This is a genomic window from Streptomyces sp. NBC_01465 (genome assembly GCF_036227325.1).
In the GTDB taxonomy this organism is placed as follows: Bacteria; Actinomycetota; Actinomycetes; order Streptomycetales; family Streptomycetaceae; genus Streptomyces.
In genome coordinates this window covers 2409360-2426555 of the sequence record NZ_CP109467.1, presented here as the reverse complement: position 1 = coordinate 2426555, position 17196 = coordinate 2409360, and the positions used below count along the sequence as shown (strand labels likewise).

The window sequence follows — 17196 nt, the reverse complement described above, 5'->3', positions numbered from 1 at the left end:
CGTACGCGACAATGGGGGAATGACCACGCTCAACATCGGCCCGCACCAGGTGCAGCCGCCCGTCGTGCTTGCCCCCATGGCGGGCATCACCAATGCTCCGTTCCGTACCCTCTGCCGCGAATACAGCGGCGGGAAGGGGCTGTTCGTCAGCGAGATGATCACGACGCGGGCGCTGGTCGAACGCAACGAGAAGACCATGCATCTCATCCACTTCGACGAGACGGAGACGCCTCGGTCGATCCAGCTCTACGGAGTGGATCCCGTCACGGTGGGCAAGGCCGTGCGGATGATCGTGGACGAGGATCTCGCCGATCATATTGACCTGAACTTCGGGTGCCCCGTGCCGAAGGTGACCCGGAAGGGCGGCGGGTCGGCGCTTCCGTACAAGCGGCCCCTGCTGCGGGCGATCCTGAACGAGGCCGTCGGCAACGCGGGTGATCTGCCCGTCACGATGAAGATGCGCAAGGGCATCGACGACGACCACATGACGTATCTGGACGCCGGGCGGATCGCGGTCGACGAGGGTGTCACCGCCATCGCGCTGCACGGGCGGACCGCTGCCCAGCACTACGGGGGCACCGCGGACTGGGACGCGATCGCGCGGCTGAAGGAGCATGTGCCCGAGATCCCGGTGCTGGGGAACGGCGATATCTGGTCCGCCGACGATGCGCTGCGGATGGTGCGGGAGACCGGGTGCGACGGGGTTGTGGTCGGGCGCGGGTGCCTGGGGCGGCCTTGGCTGTTCGGGGATCTCGTGGCCGCCTTCGAGGGCCGGGAGGACCGTGAGACGCCTCAGCTGCGCCAGGTCGCCGCGGCCATGCGGCGTCACGCGCAGCTGCTCGGCGAGTGGATCGGCGACGAGAAGCGGGGTGTTGTCGACTTCCGTAAGCATGTCGCCTGGTACCTCAAGGGCTTCGCGGTCGGCTCCGACCTGCGCAAGAAGCTTGCCGTGACCTCGTCCCTGGCCGAGATGGACGACCACCTCGGGGTCCTGGACCTCGATCAGCCGTGGCCGGTGGGTGCGGACGGGCCGCGCGGGCGTACGTCGGGGAACGGGCGGGTCGTGCTGCCGGACGGGTGGCTCAAGGACCCGTACGACTGCTCGGGGGTCAGCGCGGAGGCGGAGCTCGACACGTCTGGGGGGTGACCGGTCGGCGCGGGTCCGGTGGGCGGGCGCGGCGCGGGCTGCTCGGGGTGGGCTCGGAGTTGTTGTGCGGGTGCGGGTCTGTTGTGGTGCGCACGGCCTGGCGGCCGTGCGGGGTTCCCACCCGCACCACCCGTGCGGGTGGGTGGGTTGGGTGCGGGTTTTCCTGTGAGGCGCTGAGCGCCGTCGGCGGGTGCGGGGTGTCCATTTGGGGGTCCGGGATCTGGGATCCGGGCGTCTGGAGCGCGTGATTCTCGCCACGCTTGATAGGGGGTGCGCTCAGGTGAGCGGATCTTGCGTGGTTGCATCTCTCCAAGGAGTGGCACTCAGTGCCACCCTCTTTGTGTTCGATGGATCGGACCGTCCTTGCTCTGTGTGAGCGGAATGCGGAACTCCTGTTGCGCTGTGTGGTGTTCCGTTCGAGAAGTGAATGCACGGGGTCGGCTTTCGCTACCCGTCCGTCACTTTCGATCTGCTGGCGGACGAGTGGTTAAGGCCGTATGACGGGCAAGTGGACGTACCCAGACGCCTTCGATCTGGGTATGTTCCTCGCCGTCAGGGCAGCCACCGCGTCGTCGAGGAGTCGAGACCCGTGTCGGAAAACAAAGATCCTCACGTAACGAAGTTCGTCTACGACTTCACCGAGGGCAACAAGGATTTGAAGGACCTGCTCGGCGGGAAGGGTGCGAACCTCGCCGAGATGACCAACCTCGGTCTGCCCGTCCCTCCGGGCTTCACCATCACCACCGACGCCTGCAAGGTCTACCTCGACAGCGGCGACGAACCGGCCGAGCTCCGTGACGAGGTGAGTGCGCACCTCGACGCCCTCGAGAAGAAGATGGGCAAGCGGCTCGGTCAGGCCGACGACCCGCTGCTCGTCTCCGTCCGCTCCGGGGCCAAGTTCTCCATGCCCGGGATGATGGACACCGTCCTCAACATCGGCCTCTCCGACGAGTCCGTGGTCGGGCTCGCCGCGCAGGCCGGCGACGAGCGCTTCGCGTGGGACTCCTACCGGCGGCTCATCCAGATGTTCGGCAAGACCGTGCTCGGCGTCGACGGGGACCTCTTCGAGGAGGCGCTCGAAGAGGCCAAGGACGCCAAGGGTGTCGTCAGCGACGTCGATCTTCCTGCCGGTGAGCTGAAGAAGCTCGTCAAGCACTTCAAGAAGATCGTCGAGCGCGAGGCGGGGCGGACGTTCCCGCAGGACCCGCGCGAGCAGATGGATCTTGCGATCCACGCCGTCTTCGACTCGTGGAACACCGATCGCGCCAAGCTCTACCGGCGCCAGGAGCGCATCCCGGGGGACCTCGGGACGGCCGTCAACGTGTGTTCCATGGTCTTCGGGAACCTCGGGCCCGACTCGGGGACAGGGGTTGCCTTCACCCGCGATCCCGCCTCCGGGCACGCCGGCGTCTACGGCGACTACCTGCAGAACGCGCAGGGCGAAGACGTCGTCGCCGGTATCCGCAACACCGTGCCGCTCGCCGAGCTGGAGGCCATCGACAAGGCCTCGTACGACCAGCTCATGCAGATCATGAAGACCCTTGAGAACCACTACAAGGATCTCTGCGACATCGAATTCACCATCGAGCGCGGCCAGTTGTGGATGCTGCAGACACGCGTCGGCAAGCGGACGGCGGGCGCCGCCTTCCGTATCGCCACCCAGCTCGTCGACCAGGGGCTCATCGACGAGGCCGAGGCGCTGCAGCGCGTCAACGGTGCTCAGCTCGCGCAGCTGATGTTCCCGCGCTTCGACGAGGACGCCAAGGTCGATCTGATCGGGCGCGGCATCGCCGCATCGCCCGGTGCGGCGGTCGGCAAGGCGGTCTTCGACTCGTACACCGCGATCAAGTGGTCGCGGTCCGGCGAGAAGGTCATCCTCATTCGGAGGGAGACCAATCCGGACGACCTCGACGGCATGATCGCCGCCGAAGGCATCCTGACCTCGCGCGGCGGCAAGACCTCGCACGCCGCCGTCGTCGCACGCGGCATGGGCAAGACCTGTGTCTGCGGCGCCGAGGAGATCGAGGTCGACACCAAGCGGCGGCGGCTCACCGCCGCGGGCGGGGTCGTCATCGAGGAGGGCGACGTCGTCTCGATCGACGGCTCCACGGGCAAGGTGTACGCAGGTGAGGTGCCTGTCGTTCCCTCGCCGGTCGTCGAGTACTTCGAGGGGCGCATGCACGCAGGCGCCGACGACGCCGACGAACTGGTCGCCGCCGTCCACCGGATCATGGCGTACGCGGACCGGGTGCGCCGGCTGCGCGTACGCGCCAACGCCGACAACGCCGAGGACGCGCTGCGCGCGCGGCGGTTCGGAGCGCAGGGCATCGGGCTCTGCCGTACCGAGCACATGTTCCTCGGCGAGCGGCGCGAGCTCGTCGAGCGGCTGATCCTCGCCGACACCGACAACGAGCGCGAGGTGGCACTGGGTGCCTTGCTGCCGTTGCAGAAGGCCGACTTCATCGAGCTCTTCGAGGCGATGGACGGACTGCCGGTGACCGTGCGGCTGCTCGACCCGCCGCTGCACGAATTCCTGCCCGACATCACGGAGTTGTCCGTACGGGTGGCACTTGCGGAGTCCCGCAAGGATGCGAATGAGAACGATCTGCGGTTGCTGCAGGCCGTCCACAAGCTGCATGAGCAGAACCCCATGCTGGGGCTGCGCGGTGTGCGGCTGGGGCTGGTGATTCCTGGACTGTTCGCCATGCAGGTACGAGCCATCGCGGAGGCCGCCGCCGAGCGCAAGAACGCCAAGGGCGACCCGCGTGCGGAGATCATGATTCCGCTCGTGGGGACGGTGCAGGAGCTGGAGATCGTACGGGACGAGGCCGACCAGGTCATCGCCGAGGTCGAGGCCGCTACGGGGACCCGGCTGAAGCTCACCATCGGGACGATGATCGAGCTTCCCCGGGCCGCGCTGACCGCCGGGCAGATCGCGGAGGCGGCTCAGTTCTTCTCGTTCGGGACGAACGACCTCACCCAGACCGTGTGGGGCTTCAGCCGCGACGACGTGGAGGCCTCCTTCTTCACCGCGTACCTGGAGAAGGGCATCTTCGGAGTCTCCCCGTTCGAGACGATCGACCGCGACGGCGTCGGCGCGCTGGTGCGCAGCGCCTGCGAGGCCGGGCGCGCGACGCGGCCCGACCTCAAGCTCGGCGTCTGCGGCGAGCACGGCGGCGACCCGGAGTCGGTGCACTTCTTCCACGAGGTCGGGCTCGACTACGTGTCCTGCTCGCCGTTCCGGATCCCCGTCGCCCGCCTCGAAGCGGGGCGCGCGGCCGCGGAGTCGAAGGGCAGCGACAGCCGCTGACCTGACCTGACCGACTCAACTCCGGAGCTGCCGCCGGGACGGGAAACCCCACCCTCACCGGCCGGCGGCGGCTCCGGATTCCCCACGGCTGAGGGGCGGGACCACCATCTTGTGCGGAGATGGACCCGTCCCTCAGCCGTTGTTCGTTCCGTCCAGTTCGTCGAAGACACGTTGGGCCACTGCGAATGCCGAATTGGCCGCCGGGACACCGCAGTAGACCGCCGTCTGGAGGAGAACCGCGCCGATCTCGGTACGGGACAGACCGTTGGTGAGGGCCGCCCTGACGTGCAGGGCCAGCTCGGTGTGGTGGCCGTGCGCGGTCAGTGCGGTGAGCGTGATGCAGCTGCGGGTGCGGTGGTCGAGGGTCGGGTCGGTCCAGATCTCGCCCCAGGCGTAGCGGGTGATGAAGTCCTGGAACGGGGCTGTGAAGGGGGTTGTTGTGGTGGTTGCGCGGTCCACGTGGGCGTCGCCCAGGACTGCTCTGCGGACTGTTTCGCCGGTGGGTGTGCGCGTGAAGTGCTGGAGCAGGGCTGCTGTTACCGGCTCGGGGCGTTCTGCGTTGGCCAGGTGGGCTGCTTCTGGGATCTCGAGGAGTGTTGCGTGGGGGATTGAGTCGGCCAGTTCTCGGGCCGAGGCGGGGGGCGTTGCCGGGTCGTTGCGGCCTGCGATCACCAGGGTGGGGGCCTTGATGGTGGGGAGCTCGGCGCGGATGTCGAAGGCTGCGAGGGCTTCGCAGGCGGCGGCGTAGGCGGTGCGGTCCGTGGCGATCAGGTCCTCGATCAGGCGTTGGCCTGCTTGGGTTTTCGCGAAGGCGGGGGAGAACCAGGTCCCGGGGCGGCTGTCCGCCATCGTGGCCGTGCCCTTTGCGCGGACCAGATCTGCGCGTTCCCGCCATGACTCCGGAGTGCCGAACCTTGCCGCGGAACAGACGACCGCCAGGCGGTCGATGCGGTCCGGGTGATCCGCCGCGAGACGGAGACCGACCGCGCCGCCCAGGGAGATGCCGGCGTACGAGAAGCGCTCCCAGCCCTGGGCGTCCGCCAGGCGCAGGACGAGCGTCGCCAGGTCGGCTACGCGGGGCGGGTGGGTGGGGTCGAGGAGCGACGCCGGGGAGCCGCCGTGGCCCGGGAGGTCCCAGCGGAGGGTGCGGTGGGTTCGGGTGAGGGCGGGGAGTTGGGGGTCCCAGACGTGGAGGCTTGTGCCGAGGGAGGGGCCCAGGATCAGGGGGGTGCCGGAGGCGGGGCCCTGGAGGGTGTGGTGGGGGAGGTTGTTCTTCACTGGCGCTCCAGGGCTCTGTCCACCAACTCGGCTGCTGCGCCTGTGTATTGGGCCGGATCGGTGAGGGTCTTGTCGGGGATCAGGTCCTTGAGAGGGATGTTCTTGGCTGTTGATTCGGCGATGAGTTCTTCTGTGCGGGCTCGGCCCAGTGTTGCCGTCAGGCGTTCGCTGATGATCAGGCCGCCTGTGAGGTCCAGGTTCGCTCGCATCCGGGCGGGGTCCACGCGGAGGGTGGCGGTGAGGGCGGCTGCGTGTTCGGCTGCGCCCGCCGTGAGGCGGAGGAGCGTGCGGAGGGGGTGCCACTCCGCGTGCCAGGCGCCTGGGGGGCGTTCGTCCTCTGCGAGGAGTGCGGTGAGGAGGGTGGCTGCCAGGTGGGGGGCCTGGCGGGCTGCGGAGGTGATGAGGGTGGCGTGGACGGGGTTCTGTTTGTGGGGCATGGCGGAGGAGGTTCCGCCTTCGCCCTCGGAGAGTTCGGCTACTTCTGTGCGGGTGAGGGTGAGGACGTCTGCGGCCAGTTTTCCTAGGGCTGTTGTCGTGAATGCGAGGGTCGTTGCCAGGTCTGTGATGGGGGTGCGGAGGGTGTGCCAGGGGAGGGGCGGGGGTGTGAGGTTGAGGTTGTCCGCGTAGGCGTTGACCAGGGTCAGGGGTGTGTACGGGGTCGGGGGTGCGCCTGCGGCGGGCTGGGGCCCCGGACCCACCCCTTCCCGAAACTGGGGCTCCGCCCCAGACCCCGTTACGGGGGTGGATTCGGCAGTCAGCGTCGTGGCTGTGCCCACCCGTTCCGCCCTGCGGAACGATTGCCCACAGGTGGGCGGCAGGTGCAGCAGCGTCGACAGTGCTGCCAAGGTGCCTGCTGCGCCGCCAAGTTGGGCCGGGTACGCCAGTCTCTGCAGGCGGTCTCTGGCGTCCAGCACCAAAGACCTCCAGCCCGCCGCCTTCAGGCCGAACGTCGTCGGCACCGCGTGCTGCGTCAGCGTGCGGGCCGGCATCGGGGTGTTCCTGTGCTCCCTCGCCAGGCCCTCCAGCGCCTTCGCCGCCCGTTGCAGGTCCTCCACGATCAGCGCCACCGACTCCCGCGCCACCAGCATCGTCGCCGTGTCCAGGATGTCCTGGCTCGTCGCGCCCCTGTGCGTCTCCGGGCCCAGTCGTACGCGCAACTCCTCCACCAGCGGGATCACCGGGTTCCCTCCCGCCCGCGCCTTCAACGCCAGAGCCCGTACGTCCAGATCCCCCGCGTCCACCCCGTCCGCCGCCAAACCCCGCGCCCTCAGCAGCGCCACCTCCGCATCCACCATCGCCTGCAGATACGCCGCGTCCCCCGTCGCCGCCTCCACCCGCGTCCCCGCGCTCACCGGCGACAGCAGGCCCACATCTGCCGTCTCCTCAGCGGAAGTCAAGGAACACCGTCTCTCCCTCGCCCTGCAGGCGGATGTCGAAGCGGTACGTACGACCCTCGCCGCCCTGCGCGAGCAGCGTCTCCCGCCTCTCCGGCGGCAGCGCGTCCAGCAGCGTGTCCGGGCCGTCGTTCACGTACGCCCGCGTGAACAGGTGGTGCGTGAGCCCCCGCGCGAAGACGCACACGCTGATGTACGGCGTCCTCGGCGCGAGCGTGTGCACCGTCCAGTGGCCCGCCGCGTCCGTCGCCACCCGGCCGAAGCCCGTGAAGTCCACGCCGTTCCTGTGCAGCGAGCCCGGCAGTCCTTCGCCCTGCCAGAACTCCAGCAGCGCGTCCGGCACCGGCTCGCCCTCTCCGTCGTACACGCAGCCGTGCAGCGTGATCGCCGACGCGTGGCCGGGCGGTGCCATCTCGCCGCCGCCCTCGAAGGGCAGCGCGTAGCCGTAGAACGGGCCCACCGTGTGCGAAGGCGTGGGAAGTTGAGAGGTCATCGGCCTTCCTCGATCCAGGTCGCGGACGGGCCGTCCAGGACGATGTCCCAGCGGTAGCCGAGTGAGAATTCGGGTCGCGAGAGCGCGTGGTCGTACGTGGCCACCAGGCGGGCGCGCGCCGCTTCGTCCGTCACCGACTGAAGGATCGGGTCGTACGCGAAGAGCGGGTCGCCGGGGAAGTACATCTGCGTGATCAGACGCTGCGTGAACGCCGTCCCGAAGAGCGAGAAGTGGATGTGCGCCGGGCGCCAGGCGTTCTCGTGGTTGCGCCACGGGTACGCACCCGGCTTGATCGTCGTGAAGCTGTACGAGCCGTCCGCCTCCGACGTCAGCATCCGGCCCGTCCCCGTGAAGTTGGGGTCCAACGGGGCCTGGTGCTGGTCGCGTTGGTGCGGGTAGCGGCCCGAGGCGTTCGCCTGCCACACCTCGATCAGCTGGCCGCGCACCGGGCGTCCTGCGCTGTCCAGGAGGCGGCCGCTGACGGTGATGCGTTCGCCGAGCGGTTCGCCGGTGTGCCGGCGCGTCAGGTCGTTGTCCAGGTCCCCGACGTCCGTTGCGCCGAAGACCGGGCCCGTCAGTTCCATCGCCTCCGGGTCGCCCGCGATCGCCACCAGGGGCTGCTTGGGGTGGCGCAGGACGCTGCTGCGGTACGGGGCGTAGTCGCGCGGCGGGTGGTGCGCGACCGGGGCGCCGCCCGCCCGCGCCTTCTCGTACGCCTCGCGTATCGCCGACACTTCCGTGTCGATGTCTGATTGATTGAGCGTCATGAGGCTTTCTTTCCCGCTGACTTGAGGGTGCGGAGTGCCGTCAGTTCGGCTTCCGTCGGTGAGGGTGTCGTACGGAGTTCCGCTGCCGTCCGCAGCTCCCAGCCCGTCGCCTTCCGTACCTGCTCCACCGTGATCCCCGGGTGGAGATCGGTGAGCGTGAGCTCCGCCGTGTCCGGGTCGGGGCGCAGGATCCCCAGGTCCGTGATGACCGCCACCGGTCCCGCTCCGCGCATGCCGAGCCGTGCGCGGTCGTGCGGGCCCGTGCCGTGGCCGAGCGTCGTGACGAAGTCCAGCTTCGCGACGAAATTGCGGGGGGAGTGGCGCAGCACCATCAGTACCTGCCGGCAGTTGGCCGCGATCTCGGGGGCGCCGCCCGCGCCCGGCAGTCGTCCCTCGGGGCGGTCCGGGCCCCGGTCGACGACCGTGGTGTTGATGTTGGCGAAACGGTCCACCTGGGCGGCGCCAAGGAAGCCGAAGTCGATACGGCCGCCCTGCAGCCAGTAGTTGAACATCTCCGGGACGGGGACCACCGCGTCCGCCGTCTCGGCCAGTTCGCCGTCGCCGATGGAGAGCGGGAGGCGGGTCGGCTTGGAGCCGATGGTGCCCGACTCGTAGATCAGGACCAGGCCGGGGTTGAGCGTGGCGCGCGCGAGGTTCGCCGCCGTGGAGGGCAGGCCGATGCCGACGAAGCAGGTCTTCGCCCCGGCCAGGGCGCGGGCCGCGTTGACCTCCATCAGTTCGTCGCCCGTATAGCTGGTCAACTCACCGTCTCCTCAAGCCACTTGGTGAACTTCTCGCGGTCTCGCGAGACCGGGTCCCACGCCTGGTAGAAGTCGTTGTCGCGGACCGAGTAGCCGCTCGCGTACGAGGGATGCGCACCGCCCGGGACGACCGCGACCGCGTCGATCACCCACCCCGGCAGCACCACCCCGCCCGGGCGCGGCACCAGCGAGTCGACGATCTCCTCGACGGTGACCAGGACCCGGTCGGCCGCCAGGACCGCCTCCTTCTGCACGCCCGTCAGGCCCCACATCTGGACATTGCCGTCCGGGTCCGCCTGCTGTGCGTGGATCACGGTGACGTCCGGATTGAGGGCGGCGACCGCCGCCAACTCCTCACCCGTGAAAGGGCACATGACGGTGGAGACCGTGTCGGTGCGGGTGGCCAGGTCGGAGCCCCGGTAGCCGCGCAGGACCGCGAAGGGGAGGCGTGACGCCCCGGCCACGTAGCGGTTGGCCATGCCCGCGTGGCTGTGCTCGTCGAGTTCGAGGGGGCGCGGCCAGCCGTTCTCGACGGCGTCACGGAAGCGGTGGAGCGAGCCGACGCCCGGGTTGCCGCCCCAGGAGAAGACCAGTTTCTTCACCAGGCCGGCGCCGATGAGCTGGTCGTAGATCACGTCCGGAGTCATCCGGACGAGGGTGAGATCGGTGATCGACTGGCGGATGACCTCGTGGGCGGCGGCGTACGGAATCAGATGCGTGAAGCCCTCCATCGCCACGGTGTCCCCGTCGTGGACAAGATCCGCCACGGCGTCGTGCAGGGTGCGTATCTCTGCCATCACCACCACCTCGCATTGCTCAGTGCACTGACTATTTGTTCGTCGAGGCCGTACGCTTCCATTGAGTTGGGTGCACGTCAATGGGTCTGTGCACTGAGGAAGAGGGAGTTCTCATGGCTGCGACCGACCTGTCGACGCACCCCGGGCACCTGGCCAGACGGCTCCAGCAGGCGCACACCCTGCTCTGGACGACGATGGTCTCCGAGGAGACGACGTCCCCGCAGTTCGCCGTGCTCAACGCGCTGGTGGAGAAGCCCGACACCGACCAGCGGACCATCGGCGAGCACGTACGGCTCGACCGGTCCACGATCGCCGATCTGGTGGCGCGGCTCGCCCGGCGCGGGCTGGTGGAGCGGGTCCGCGACCCGCTCGACGGGCGGCGCAATGTGCTCACCCTCACCGAGGAGGGGGAGAAGGTGCACCGGCGGCTCGTGACGAAGACCGCCCGGATGAACAAGGTCTTTCTCGCGCCGCTGGATGCGAGTGAGCAGGAGACTTTGCTGCGACTCGTTGCGCGCGTCGCGGACGCTGCGGAGGAGCTCAGGGGCTGAGCTCAGCGCAGGATTCCCTCCAGGAAGTCGCTGCCCAGACGGGCCACCACCGTCACGTCCAGCTGGTGCATGACGTACCGGCCGCGGCGCGTCGTGGTGACGAGCCCCGCCTTCTTCAGCACGGCGAGATGCCGGGACACCTCGGGCGCGGTGATCCGGTGGAAATCGGCGAGCTCCCCGGTCGTGTACGGGGCACGGGCCAGGTTGCGGCACAACTGCATCCGCACCGGGTGGGCCAGCGCGTCCAGCCGCCGCTTCATCAGCTCCACCGACGCGTGCGACGGCAGATCGGGGGCGCCGACCGGGTAGTGGATCACGGGACGCCAGCGCGGCCGGTGCAGGACCATCAGATGCGGCCAGCCGAAGTGCGACGGCACGAAGGTGAGCCCCGCCCCGACCGCCGGATCGACGGCGGTGGCACGTCCGACGGTGAGCTTGTCCGCTTCGATGCGCGTGCCCCCTCCGTCCAGGGACAGGGCGGGCGAGACCGAGTGCAGCGTCTCGCTCAGCCCCTTGTGGCGCAGCAGCTCGGACTTGTGCCGGGCGTCCGCGGCCAGCTGGGCACGGACCCGCTGCCAGGTGTCCGCGAAGAACGCCTCGTCGCAGTCCTCCGCCAGGCGCCGTACCCACGCACGCGTCGCAGCGGGATCGTCCAGCAGCCGGCTGGTGAAGTCCCGCTGCTGAGGGCCGCGGGCGGCAGCCATGTCGAGCGCCCGGTTACGCATGGCCGGGTCGGTCAGCGGCGAAGGCGCACCCGTGTTGTACGTGGTCGGGCAGGTGAACTCCAGTGCCGCGTCCACGAATTGCTCGTCGTCCAGCCGGTCCAGGAGCGCCAGGTCGTCGGCGAGCGTCGCCCCGGTCCTGCCGTCGCCGCCCCGCACACCGGCGAACGGCATGAACAGGTCGGAGAACGTGTTTCGCCACAGGAAGTCCGCCTCGTGCAGCCGGTCGGCGAGATCCGGCTTGAGCGAGGCCGCCGTCGCGGTCGCCCAGGCGCCCATCCCCGGGTGGTGCCCGGGCTCGGACAGGGCGTGCAGGGCAAGGCCCAGCTCCGCCAGCGGCGACGTCTCGAAGACGATGCGCTCGGGCGGCAGCCCCGCGATCTCGATGCTCACGCTCATACGTACATGGTGCCTGCCGCCCCGGCGGGCCTGGCGGCCAGGCGTACCGAAGGGTCGAGGCACCAGTCCAGGACCGACGGCCAGGCACCGTACCCCTCGTCGAGCGACAGATGGCCACCGCCCGCCACGACGTCGGTCTCCAGGCCCAGCAGCTTCCCGTAGTGGTCCGCCGCACCGCCCGCGCAGTACGGGTCGTCGTCCCCGGCGACGAGGCGGGTCGCGCCCGAGGCGGCGGCCACCTGCGCGGCGGTCGCCGTGGGGCCGCCGAAACCGGCGACCTCCTCGTACCCCGCCAGCACCTCGGAGGACGGCGGCGCGACAAGCAGCACGCGGTCGGCGGCCGCATCGCCGCGGGCCACCGCGTGCAGCCACAGGACGACGGCCAGGCTGTGGCAGACCACCGTGTCCGGCCCCTCGGCGAGCTGGGTGCGGAGCCTGCCGAGCCACGTCTCCAGGTCCGGGCGGTCGGGGTCCGGGAGCTGCGGATAGGCCACGCGGTGGCCGCGCGCGGTCAGCTCGTCCGCCAGCCAGTGCTGCCAGTGGCCCTCGGGGCGGTGGTTCTGCCAGCCGTGCAGGATCAGGAAGGAGCGCGAGGTCGTCATGCGTACGATCGTCCGGCCCCGCGTCGTGTCAGGTCCAGTTAATCTTTCTGGATGGAACAGGTAAGCGGCGCCTTCACCATCGATCTGCGCCGTCTCGGCGCGCTGCGCGAGCTGGACCGCCGGGGCAGTCTGGCCCGGACCGCCGAGGCCCTGCACCTGACCCCCTCTGCCGTCTCGCAGCAACTCGCCGCGCTCTCCCGCGAGTTGGGCGTCCCACTCGTGGAACGGCAGGGGCGCGGCGTACGGCTCACGGGGCAGGCGCGCGTGGTCCTCCAGCACGCGGACCTCATCTCCGCCCAGCTGGAGCGGGCCCGCGCCGACCTCACCGCCTGGGGCGAGGGACAGCGCGGCGCCCTGACCGTCGGGGCCTTCTCCAGCGCCATCTCCGGGCTCCTGCCCGCAGTCCTCACCGACCTCGCCGCCACCCGTCCCGACCTCTCCGTCGCCGTCGTGGAGGCCGAGCCGCCGGACCTCTTCACCCGCCTCGACGCGGGCGAGATCGACCTCGCGGTGGCCGTCGACTTCGCCGCCGCGCCCCCGTTCACCGACCGCCGGTACGCGCGCACCGACCTGCTCACCGACCTCCTCGACATCGCTCTCCCCGCCGGTCACCGCCTCGCCTCCCTGGACCGCATCCCCCTGCGGGAGCTCGCCGCCGACCCCTGGATCGTCGGCGACGGGCGCAGCTGCTGCGGGGCCGTGACCCGGTCGGTCTGCGCCGCGGGCGGCTTCACGCCGGAGATCCGGCACGCCGTGAACGACTGGCAGTCCCTCGCCGCCCTCGTCGCCGCCGGTGCGGGCGTCGCGCTCGTCCCGCGCCTGGTCCAGCCGCTGCACCGCCCCGGCCTCGTCCTGCGTACGCCCGAGGGGCAGGCGCCCACCCGCCATGTCTTCGCCGCCGTACGGGCCGGGTCCGAGGGGGATCCGGTGCTGGGCGCCGTGCTGGAGCGGCTGGTCGCGGCCGCCCAACTGGCGGCCGGTTAGGGGTTGTTGACCTTCGCCTTCGCCAGGCGGAAGCGCAGCCGGCAGATCGCCGCGTCCGTGTCCCGGCGCACCGCGTGGGCCAGGACCGCGCCGCGCTGGTTCTGCAGGAGGCGCTGCCAGAGGTGGGCCGGTTCGACCTCGGGGATCAGTACGGTGACGCGGGTGTCCGGGTGGTACGCGTAGATCTTGCGGACGTACTCGGCGACGGGGCGGCCGACCGTACGGTGAACCGAGGTCAGCTCGACCAGGTCGACACCGGGGTTCCACGCCCTCCACGCCCTGCGGAGACTCTCGGCCGCCTCCTGGTCCTCGGGGTCGGTGGGGTCCGTGACCGTCACAGCGCGCACCTCGTCGCCCATCGACATGGCGGCGTTGACCGCCTCACAGGTCGGCTTCGACAGGTGCGAGACCGGGACCAGGACCAGCGAGCGGTCACGGTGCGGGGCCGCGGGGACGGCGCCGTTCAGGTCCGTGCGGTCGCCGATCCTTCCGTACGCCCGCTTGATCGCCTCGAAGCCGAGGACGAGGAGGGGGAGCGCGATCACGATCATCCAGGCGCCCTCCGTGAACTTGGTCGCGGTGACGACGATCGCCGCGACCCCGGTGAGCAGGGCACCGAAGCCGTTGAGCGCGGCCTTGCCGCGCCAGCCCGGGGAGCGCTCCAGACGCCAGTGGATGACCATGCCCGTCTGGCAGATCGTGAAGCCGACGAAGACGCCGATCGCGAAGAGTGGGACGAGGGTGTTGGTGTCGCCGCCGGAGAAGACCAGCAGGGCTGCCGCGACGACGGCGAGCGCGAGGACTCCGTGGCGCAGGACCTGGCGGTCGGCCCGGAGGGCGAAGACGTGCGGGAGGTAGTCGTCGCGGGAGAGCAGGGACATCAGGACGGGGAGGCCGCCGAAGGAGGTGTTCGCGGCGAGCGCGAGGAGGACGACGGTCGCGAACTGGACGACGTAGAAAGCCCAGTTGTGGCCGAGCGCGGCGTCCGCGAGCTGGGCGAGGACGGTGACGCCCTCGACCGGCTGGAGGTGGAAGCGGCCGATCAGGACCGACAGCCCGATCAGCATGACACCGAGGAGCGCGCCGAGTGCCACCTCGGTGCGCTGGGCGCGCTTGGCGGCCGGGGCGCGGAAGGAGGGGACGGCGTTGGCGACGGCCTCGACGCCGGTGAGGGCGGAGCAGCCGGAGGCGAACGCCTTGAGGAGGAGCAGGGTGCCGACGGCTCCCGACTGATGTTGCAGCGCATTGACCGTGAGGACCGAGGCGTGGCCCTCCGCCGTGTACGTGGACGCGGGGGCGTCCCGGAAGAGGCCGACCACGATGATCGCCATGATCGAGCCGACGAAGACGGCGGTCGGCACGATGAACGCCTTCGCCGAGTCGACGATGCCGCGCAGATTGATCGCCGTGACCAGGACCAGGACGCCGAGGCAGAGGGGCAGGCGGTCGCCGTAGAGGGAGGGGAAGGCGGAGGTCAGGGCGGCGACGCCGGCGGTGACGGAGACCGCGACATTCAGTACGTAGTCGAGGACCAGGGAGGCGGCCGCGACGAGCGCGGTGCGCGGGCCCAGGTGCTTGCGGGCGACGGCGTAGCTGCCGCCACCGTTCGGGAAAGCCGCTATGACCTGGCGGTACGAGGCGACGAGGACGGCCAGGAGACCGGCGATCGCCAGGGTCACGGGGAGGGTGAAGCCCAGTCCGTGGGCGCCTGCGGCAGCCAGCACGAGGACGATCGCCTCGGGCCCGTACGCGACGGAGGCCATGGCGTCGAGCGAGAGCGCGGCAAGCCCCTGGGTCGCGGTGAGCCGGTGACGGTCGCCGGGCGGCCGGTCGGGCACCGGAGCGAGGGACGGGACGGCGTCGGGGGCGACGGCCTGGGTGGTCATGCGGGCTACCTCCGGGATGTGAGCGCTGCGTGCTCAGCGTGCGCGGGAGGCGGGACGGGGGCATCGGGCGTTGCCGGGTTCTTGGCGGGCGGGGCGGGGATCTTGTCGCCGTATTGACGCGGAGCGGGGCGTCACCGGGACGGCGACACCAGCCCCGCCTCGTAGGCGAGGATGACGAGCTTGACCCGGTCGCGGACGCCGAGCTTGGAGAGCAGGCTTGCGACGTGCGTCTTGGCGGTGCCCGGGCTGATGTGCAGACGGTCGGCGACCTCGGCGTTGGACATGCCACGTCCGACGAGGACCAGGACTTCGCGTTCCCGGGCGGTGACGCACATGAGTCGGGCCGGTGGAGGGGCGGGTTCGGGGCGGCCGGCGAACTCGGCGATGAGGCGGCGGGTGATGTTCGGCGCGATCAGGGCGTCGCCCGCCGCGACCACGCGGACCGCCGTGAGGATGTCCTCCAGTGCCATGTCCTTGACGAGGAAGCCGCTCGCACCGGCACGCAGCGCGGCGTACACATTGGTGTCGTCATCGAAGGTCGTGAGGACGAGTACACGGGTCCCCGTGGAGTCGGCGGTGACCATCTGGGTGGCCTCGATGCCGTCCATGCCGGGCATCCTGATGTCCATCACCACCACATCGGGGCGCAGTTCCCTGGCCAGGGCCACCGCCTGGATGCCGGTCGTGGCCTCGCCGACGACGTCGATGCCGGAGCTGTGGTCGATGACCATACGCAGCCCGGCGCGCACCAGCGCCTGGTCGTCCGCGAGGACGACGCGGATCGTCATGGGGCCGTCATCTCCGAGTCGCAGGGCCGGGGCAGGGGCAGACGTGCGGCGACCCGGAAGCCACCTTCGGGGCGTGGGCCCGCGGTGAAGCTGCCGTCGAGGAGCGCGACCCGCTCGCGCATGCCGCAGATGCCGTAGCCGGAGGGATCAGTTGCAGTGTCCGTGCGGCAGCGCCCGTCGTCGGCCACCTCGATCCACAGTTCGTGGGGCCGGTACTCGACCGTCGCCCGGCAGCGCCCGGTTGCCGCGTGCCGGACCACATTGGTCACCGACTCCTGGATGATGCGGAAGGCTGACCGGTCGACGGCAGTGGGCAGCGGGCGCTGCTCACCTCGGCGCCGCACCTCTAGCCGGACTCCCGCTTCCGCCGCCGTCGCGACCAGCCGGTCGAGATCGTCGAGACTTGTGAACGGGGCGTATTCCGGGGCGGGTTCCCGCCCCGGCTCCGGCTGCCGCAGCAGATCGAGCATATGCCGCAGGCCGCCCAGGGTCTCCCTGCTGACGACCTCGATGGCCTCCAGCGAGTGCTGTGCCTGCTCGGGTGCGCTGCCGATGACTCGACTGCCTGCGCCTGCCTGGATCGCGATGACGCCGATGCTGTGGGCGACCATGTCGTGGAGTTCGCGCGCGATGCGCAGCCGGTCGGCGGTGACGGCCCGGTCGGCGGCCTGCATGCGCAGCGCCTCGTCGTACGCACGCCGTTCGCGGACAGAGGCACCGGTCTGCCAGGCGAACAGTACGGCGAAGGCCAGGCAGGCAGTCAGGCCGAGATACCCCGGAGCCAGTACGCGCGCCCAGCCGCCGTCCCTGAAGAGGTTCACCTGCACGACCGTCACCTGAACGGCGAATGTGAGGGCCGCGGCGGCGTGACCGGCGCGTGGTGAGCGCGCGGCCGCGACCACACCGACCAGGAGATCCGCCGCCGGAACGAGGGGGCAGATCTGCGCGACCCCCAGCCTCGTTGCCACCGCGGCGGCAGTCTCGGTGAGGAGTACCGCGAGGACCGGCCACGGGTGCCGCCGCGCCCACCCCAGCGGTGCCGCCATGGCGAGCGCGAGTGCGGCAAGTGCGACGCCCTGGCTGTCCTGCCCGACGACCGGGATGGGACCACCAGACATCGTTGCGTATAGAGCAACTCCCAGCGCAGCAACCCCGAACCAGACAGACGGACGTCGTAGAGCTGTTCCGGGAGGCCGGTGAGGCGTGATCTCGGGCACGGTTGCGATCGTAGGTCGCTGCCGACCATCGGACATCAGCCTGCAGATGTATGCCTGAAGGCAGATACGGCGTCCCTAATCCGGCCCGGCGGCCGATGCG

15 protein-coding genes are annotated in these 17196 nt (G+C 70.4%); 4 read left to right on the top strand and 11 right to left on the bottom strand.

The annotated features are described in order from the left end of the window. Positions 1 to 19: 19 nt before the first annotated feature. Together dusB and ppdK are read left to right on the top strand one after the other, a co-directional pair. Positions 20 to 1147 carry a tRNA dihydrouridine synthase DusB gene (dusB, locus tag OG707_RS11150; RefSeq protein ID WP_329117003.1) on the top strand — a complete coding sequence of 376 codons (1128 nt, stop codon included), beginning with the start codon at positions 20 to 22 and terminating at the stop codon, positions 1145 to 1147. 589 nt (positions 1148 to 1736) lie between these two features. Next, a complete protein-coding gene (ppdK, locus tag OG707_RS11145) occupies positions 1737 to 4457 on the top strand; it encodes a pyruvate, phosphate dikinase (protein ID WP_329117000.1) in 2721 nt (906 codons plus the stop codon). A gap of 132 nt (positions 4458 to 4589) precedes the next feature. Here ppdK and pcaDC read toward each other — a convergent pair whose 3' ends face one another. Genes pcaDC through OG707_RS11115 form a run of 6 tightly spaced genes read right to left on the bottom strand, consistent with a single transcriptional unit; the run spans position 4590 to position 9947 of the window. Continuing rightward, positions 4590 to 5735 carry a bifunctional 3-oxoadipate enol-lactonase/4-carboxymuconolactone decarboxylase PcaDC gene (gene pcaDC, locus OG707_RS11140; protein WP_329116998.1) on the bottom strand — a complete coding sequence of 382 codons (1146 nt, stop codon included), beginning with the start codon at positions 5733 to 5735 and terminating at the stop codon, positions 4590 to 4592. Continuing rightward, positions 5732 to 7132, bottom strand: a complete 1401-nt coding sequence (locus OG707_RS11135) for a lyase family protein (protein ID WP_329116996.1) — start codon at positions 7130 to 7132, stop codon at positions 5732 to 5734. Before OG707_RS11135 ends, pcaDC begins: the two co-directional genes overlap by 4 nt. Next, a complete protein-coding gene (pcaG, locus tag OG707_RS11130; protein WP_329116994.1) occupies positions 7119 to 7622 on the bottom strand; it encodes a protocatechuate 3,4-dioxygenase subunit alpha in 504 nt (167 codons plus the stop codon). The genes OG707_RS11135 and pcaG overlap by 14 nt, the downstream gene beginning before the upstream one ends. Further along, positions 7619 to 8389 carry a protocatechuate 3,4-dioxygenase subunit beta gene (gene pcaH, locus OG707_RS11125; protein ID WP_329116992.1) on the bottom strand — a complete coding sequence of 257 codons (771 nt, stop codon included), beginning with the start codon at positions 8387 to 8389 and terminating at the stop codon, positions 7619 to 7621. The genes pcaG and pcaH overlap by 4 nt, the downstream gene beginning before the upstream one ends. After that, the gene (locus OG707_RS11120; protein ID WP_329127731.1) at positions 8386 to 9123 is read right to left on the bottom strand and encodes a CoA-transferase subunit beta; all 738 of its coding nucleotides are present in this window, start codon (positions 9121 to 9123) and stop codon (positions 8386 to 8388) included. Before OG707_RS11120 ends, pcaH begins: the two co-directional genes overlap by 4 nt. A 23-nt stretch (positions 9124 to 9146) precedes the next feature. Further along, positions 9147 to 9947: a CoA transferase subunit A gene (locus OG707_RS11115; protein WP_329116990.1), complete on the bottom strand. Its 801-nt coding sequence runs from the start codon at positions 9945 to 9947 to the stop codon at positions 9147 to 9149. A gap of 113 nt (positions 9948 to 10060) precedes the next feature. Between OG707_RS11115 and OG707_RS11110 the strand changes: the two genes are divergently transcribed. Beyond that, on the top strand, positions 10061 to 10498 hold the full coding sequence (locus OG707_RS11110) for a MarR family winged helix-turn-helix transcriptional regulator (RefSeq protein WP_329116987.1): 438 nt from the start codon (positions 10061 to 10063) through the stop codon (positions 10496 to 10498). 2 nt (positions 10499 to 10500) lie between these two features. Here OG707_RS11110 and OG707_RS11105 read toward each other — a convergent pair whose 3' ends face one another. Next, a complete protein-coding gene (locus OG707_RS11105; protein ID WP_329127729.1) occupies positions 10501 to 11613 on the bottom strand; it encodes a DUF5937 family protein in 1113 nt (370 codons plus the stop codon). A 2-nt stretch (positions 11614 to 11615) separates the two neighbouring features. Next, a complete protein-coding gene (locus OG707_RS11100) occupies positions 11616 to 12221 on the bottom strand; it encodes an RBBP9/YdeN family alpha/beta hydrolase (protein WP_329116985.1) in 606 nt (201 codons plus the stop codon). A gap of 51 nt (positions 12222 to 12272) precedes the next feature. Between OG707_RS11100 and OG707_RS11095 the strand changes: the two genes are divergently transcribed. Next, the gene (locus OG707_RS11095; RefSeq protein ID WP_329116983.1) at positions 12273 to 13205 is read left to right on the top strand and encodes a LysR family transcriptional regulator; all 933 of its coding nucleotides are present in this window, start codon (positions 12273 to 12275) and stop codon (positions 13203 to 13205) included. Here the strand turns inward: OG707_RS11095 and OG707_RS11090 are convergent. The 3 genes from OG707_RS11090 to OG707_RS11080 form a co-directional block, all read right to left on the bottom strand. Beyond that, a complete protein-coding gene (locus tag OG707_RS11090) occupies positions 13202 to 15091 on the bottom strand; it encodes an APC family permease (RefSeq protein WP_329116981.1) in 1890 nt (629 codons plus the stop codon). The two genes, OG707_RS11095 and OG707_RS11090, sit on opposite strands and share 4 nt — an antisense overlap. Positions 15092 to 15222: 131 nt before the next feature. Then, entirely contained in the window at positions 15223 to 15879 is a 657-nt protein-coding gene (locus OG707_RS11085; RefSeq protein ID WP_329116980.1) for a response regulator transcription factor, read from the bottom strand. Next, positions 15876 to 16997 (bottom strand): sensor histidine kinase, encoded by a 1122-nt coding sequence (locus OG707_RS11080; protein ID WP_329116979.1) that lies wholly within the window; start codon positions 16995 to 16997, stop codon positions 15876 to 15878. The genes OG707_RS11085 and OG707_RS11080 overlap by 4 nt, the downstream gene beginning before the upstream one ends. Between the last annotated feature and the right edge of the window lie 199 nt (positions 16998 to 17196).